The 5,493-nt window shown below is 53.4% G+C and carries 2 tRNA genes and 3 rRNA genes; all 5 read left to right on the top strand.

The annotated features are described in order from the left end of the window. The first annotated feature begins 247 nt into the window (after positions 1 to 247). The 5 genes from E7681_RS18535 to rrf all read left to right on the top strand — a co-directional run bounded on the left by E7681_RS18535 (position 248) and on the right by rrf (position 5,454). Positions 248 to 1,712, top strand: a 16S ribosomal RNA gene (locus E7681_RS18535). 143 nt (positions 1,713 to 1,855) lie between these two features. Further along, positions 1,856 to 1,932 (top strand) — tRNA-Ile (locus E7681_RS18530). A gap of 30 nt (positions 1,933 to 1,962) precedes the next feature. After that, positions 1,963 to 2,038 (top strand) — tRNA-Ala (locus E7681_RS18525). Positions 2,039 to 2,424: 386 nt separating this feature from the next. Beyond that, positions 2,425 to 5,255, top strand: a 23S ribosomal RNA gene (locus E7681_RS18520). 84 nt (positions 5,256 to 5,339) lie between these two features. Then, positions 5,340 to 5,454: ribosomal RNA gene (gene rrf / locus E7681_RS18515) — 5S ribosomal RNA — on the top strand. The 16S, 23S and 5S rRNA genes sit together here with 2 tRNA genes alongside, the layout of an rRNA operon. Positions 5,455 to 5,493 lie beyond the last annotated feature (39 nt).

Genomic DNA, 5,493 nt, shown 5'->3' with positions numbered 1-5,493 from the left:
CGCGCTCTTTGACATTGATAATATCTGAAGAGATATGTGGGCGGTTTGGTTCATTCGATGAACAAACAACTGCATATCGGGGTCCTTAGGCTTCGGCCGATGATAGGATTTAACAGCTTCACTGTTTGGCGGCTTCTGGTTTCTGATGAAACCTGGAGCACATCAAACAGATGACTGTCTCTTTTCTGCCTGAAAAGAGACGATGTGCAGAGGTTCGAACGTCAAGGTTAGCTCGGTAACGAGCTTTCAACTTGAGAGTTTGATCCTGGCTCAGAACGAACGCTGGCGGCAGGCCTAACACATGCAAGTCGAACGAAGCCTTCGGGCTTAGTGGCGGACGGGTTAGTAACGCGTGGGAACGTGCCCCTTTCTACGGAATAGTCCTGGGAAACTGGGTTTAATACCGTATACGCCCTTCGGGGGAAAGAATTTCGGTGAGGGATCGGCCCGCGTTAGATTAGGTAGTTGGTGGGGTAATGGCCTACCAAGCCTACGATCTATAGCTGGTTTTAGAGGATGATCAGCAACACTGGGACTGAGACACGGCCCAGACTCCTACGGGAGGCAGCAGTGGGGAATCTTGGACAATGGGCGCAAGCCTGATCCAGCCATGCCGCGTGAGTGATGAAGGCCTTAGGGTCGTAAAGCTCTTTCGCCAGGGATGATAATGACAGTACCTGGTAAAGAAACCCCGGCTAACTCCGTGCCAGCAGCCGCGGTAATACGGAGGGGGTTAGCGTTGTTCGGAATTACTGGGCGTAAAGCGCGCGTAGGCGGACCAGAAAGTTGGGGGTGAAATCCCGGGGCTCAACCCCGGAACGGCCTCCAAAACTCCTGGTCTTGAGTTCGAGAGAGGTGAGTGGAATTCCGAGTGTAGAGGTGAAATTCGTAGATATTCGGAGGAACACCAGTGGCGAAGGCGACTCACTGGCTCGATACTGACGCTGAGGTGCGAAAGTGTGGGGAGCAAACAGGATTAGATACCCTGGTAGTCCACACCGTAAACGATGAATGCCAGTCGTCGGCGCGCATGCGTGTCGGTGACACACCTAACGGATTAAGCATTCCGCCTGGGGAGTACGGTCGCAAGATTAAAACTCAAAGGAATTGACGGGGGCCCGCACAAGCGGTGGAGCATGTGGTTTAATTCGAAGCAACGCGCAGAACCTTACCAACCCTTGACATCCCGAGACCGGTCCAGAGATGGATCTTTCACTTCGGTGACTCGGTGACAGGTGCTGCATGGCTGTCGTCAGCTCGTGTCGTGAGATGTTCGGTTAAGTCCGGCAACGAGCGCAACCCACACCCTTAGTTGCCAGCAGTTCGGCTGGGCACTCTAGGGGAACTGCCCGTGATAAGCGGGAGGAAGGTGTGGATGACGTCAAGTCCTCATGGCCCTTACGGGTTGGGCTACACACGTGCTACAATGGCAGTGACAATGGGTTAATCCCAAAAAGCTGTCTCAGTTCGGATTGGGGTCTGCAACTCGACCCCATGAAGTCGGAATCGCTAGTAATCGCGTAACAGCATGACGCGGTGAATACGTTCCCGGGCCTTGTACACACCGCCCGTCACACCATGGGAGTTGGGTCTACCCGAAGACGGTGCGCCAACCTCGCAAGAGGGGGCAGCTGGCCACGGTAGGCTCAGCGACTGGGGTGAAGTCGTAACAAGGTAGCCGTAGGGGAACCTGCGGCTGGATCACCTCCTTTCTAAGGATGTTTCTAGTTCAGATGGCTTGCCATCCGACGTGAAACACTTAGCAGAAGATCGGCTAGTCAAGCCGGTCACACATCACGGACCGAGCCGTCCTCATATCTCTTCAGGAAAATCACAGACCTACCGGTCTGGACTTGGGTCGGTAGCTCAGGTGGTTAGAGCGCACGCCTGATAAGCGTGAGGTCGGAGGTTCAAGTCCTCCTCGACCCACCACTAATTCTGGTGTGGTGATCCACATCTTTTGGGGCCTTAGCTCAGCTGGGAGAGCGCCTGATTTGCATTCAGGAGGTCAGGAGTTCGATCCTCCTAGGCTCCACCATTACCTTCGATTAGATCAGCAAGAACCGCTTGGTTCTTTCTCGTCCAATCGGACGCACTTTTACATCGTATAGAGAGAAATCATACAACACTGTTTGGTGTTCCCAAGTAAGGGAAACACCTCAGTTTGGTGCCGATCCTTCGGGAGAGGCGAGCAACGGGATCCACCCCTTTCCTCGGGTGCCCCGATGTCTGCCAGGCTGAAACGAACAGAGTTGTTCCAAGTCAAGTACACTAACCAGGTGCACTTTCGTCAGAAAGTGTCACCATTGTCTGACCTTCACCGACATGAAGGTCAGGCGGGAAAGTATGCTTTTGTCCAGATAGAGAGCTGCCGGTCGAACCAGCCCGGTGGCGGAAGACGCAAGTTTTGCTCTTTCTGGATCAAATCAAGCGCGAGAAGGGCGTTTGGTGGATGCCTTGGCAGTAAGAGGCGATGAAGGACGTGATACTCTGCGATAAGTCATGGGGAGCCGAGAATAGGCTTTGATCCATGAATTTCCGAATGGGGGAACCCACCTGACAGTTCGATATTGTTACTTCGGTACTCAATATCTTGCTGAGACAGGTACTTTTAACCTGAATACATAGGGTTTTAAGAGCAAACCCGGGGAACTGAAACATCTAAGTACCCGGAGGAAAGGACATCAATAGAGACTTCCCTAGTAGCGGCGAGCGAACGGGAACCAGCCGAGCCTTGAGAGTGATCAGAACACGTTGGAAAGCGTGGCCATAGCGGGTGACAGCCCCGTATGAGAAGCTCGATGGGACGTATTAAGTAGGGCGGGACACGTGAAATCCTGTCTGAAGATCGGAGGACCACCTCCGAAGGCTAAGTACTCCTTACTGACCGATAGCGAACCAGTACCGTGAGGGAAAGGTGAAAAGCACCCCGACGAGGGGAGTGAAACAGTACCTGAAACCGAACGCCTACAATCAGTCGGAGGCTCCTAGCGAGCTGACGGCGTACCTTTTGTATAATGGGTCATCGACTTGGTCTTACGAGCAAGCTTAAGCCGATAGGTGTAGGCGCAGCGAAAGCGAGTCTTAATAGGGCGAATGAGTTCGTGGGATCAGACCCGAAACCGAGTGATCTAGGCATGACCAGGATGAAGGTAAGGTAACACTTACTGGAGGTCCGAACCCACACCTGTTGAAAAAGGTCGGGATGAGTTGTGCCTAGGGGTGAAAGGCCAATCAAACTCGGAGATAGCTGGTTCTCCGCGAAATCTATTTAGGTAGAGCGTCATCCGAATACCCCGGGGGGTAGAGCACTGGATGGGTAATGGGGCCCCACAGGCTTACTGATCCTAACCAAACTCCGAATACCCGGGAGTACTAGATGGCAGACACACGGCGGATGCTAACGTCCGTCGTGGAGAGGGAAACAACCCTGACCTCCAGCTAAGGCCCCCAATTCATGGCTAAGTGGGAAAGCAGGTGGGACGACCAAAACAACCAGGAGGTTGGCTTAGAAGCAGCCATCCTTTAAAGATAGCGTAACAGCTCACTGGTCTAAACAAGTTGTCCTGCGGCGAAGATGTAACGGGGCTCAAGCCATGAGCCGAAGCTGAGGATGCACGTAAGTGCGTGGTAGCGGAGCGTAGTGTGACATAGTTCCTATCCTCTTCTGTACCCTTCGGGGTGCAGCGCAGGATAAGGAGCTTTCTGTGAAGCCGGGCTGTAAGGCATCCGGTGGAGAGATCACTAGTGAGAATGATGACATGAGTAGCGACAAACAGGGTGAGAGACCCTGTCGCCGAAAGTCCAAGGGTTCCTGCTTAAAGCTAATCTGAGCAGGGTAAGCCGGCCCCTAAGGCGAGGCAGAAATGCGTAGTCGATGGGAACCAGGTTAATATTCCTGGGCCAGTGGGATGTGACGGATCGAGACTGTAGTTCACCCTTATCGGATTGGGTGGGCTGCTTATCGGTCCCTGGAAATAGCCCCACACCAGACCGTACCCTAAACCGACACAGGTGGACTGGTAGAGAATACCAAGGCGCTTGAGAGAACAACGTTGAAGGAACTCGGCAAAATACCTCCGTAAGTTCGCGAGAAGGAGGCCCGGTTTCTACGCAAGTATTGACTGGGGGCACAAACCAGGGGGTGGCGACTGTTTACTAAAAACACAGGGCTCTGCGAAGTCGCAAGACGACGTATAGGGTCTGACGCCTGCCCGGTGCTTGAAGGTTAAAAGGAGGGGTGCAAGCTCCGAATTGAAGCCCAAGTAAACGGCGGCCGTAACTATGACGGTCCTAAGGTAGCGAAATTCCTTGTCGGGTAAGTTCCGACCTGCACGAATGGCGTAACGACTTCCCCGCTGTCTCCAACGTTGACTCAGCGAAATTGAATTGCCTGTCAAGATGCAGGCTTCCCGCGGTTAGACGGAAAGACCCCATGCACCTTTACTATAGCTTCGCACTGGCATCAGGATTGTGATGTGCAGGATAGGTGGTAGGCTTTGAAGCAGGGACGCCAGTCCTTGTGGAGCCTCCCTTGAGATACCACCCTTCGCACTCTTGATGTCTAACCGCGGCCCGTTATCCGGGTCCGGGACCCTGCGTGGTGGGTAGTTTGACTGGGGCGGTCGCCTCCTAAAGAGTAACGGAGGCGCGCGAAGGTTGGCTCAGAGCGGTCGGAAATCGCTCGTTGAGTGCAATGGCAGAAGCCAGCCTGACTGCAAGACTGACAAGTCGAGCAGAGTCGAAAGACGGCCATAGTGATCCGGTGGTCCCAAGTGGGAGGGCCATCGCTCAACGGATAAAAGGTACGCTGGGGATAACAGGCTGATACTGCCCAAGAGTCCATATCGACGGCAGTGTTTGGCACCTCGATGTCGGCTCATCTCATCCTGGGGCTGGAGCAGGTCCCAAGGGTACGGCTGTTCGCCGTTTAAAGAGGTACGTGAGCTGGGTTTAGAACGTCGTGAGACAGTTCGGTCCCTATCTGCCGTGGGTGTAGGATACTTGAGAGGAGTTGCCCCTAGTACGAGAGGACCGGGGTGAACGTTCCACTGGTGGACCAGTTATCGTGCCAACGGTAGTGCTGGGTAGCTATGAACGGACAGGATAACCGCTGAAGGCATCTAAGCGGGAAGCCCCCCTCAAAACAAGGTATCCCTGAGGACCGTGGTAGACCACCACGTCGATAGGCCGGAGATGTAAGCGCAGCAATGCGTTCAGTTGACCGGTACTAATCGTCCGATAGGCTTGATTTGATCCAGTAAAAGCAAAACTTTTACTATCAAAAACAAGAGCATACACAACACAGTACGCGACTTGGAAATCTGGTTATTCCTCGGTTTGGTGGTCATAGCCCATGCAAAACACCCGATCCCTTCCCGAACTCGGAAGTTAAGTGCATGAACGCCAATGGTACTGCGACTCAAGTCGTGGGAGAGTAGGTCACCGCCAAACCTAGTAATAACCAGAAATCTCTCTATAAGATGAAATAAC

It is taken from the genome of Thalassobius vesicularis, from assembly GCF_004799325.1.
Lineage (GTDB): Bacteria > Pseudomonadota > Alphaproteobacteria > Rhodobacterales > Rhodobacteraceae > Thalassobius > Thalassobius vesicularis.
This window is presented reverse-complemented; position numbering and strand designations above follow the sequence as displayed.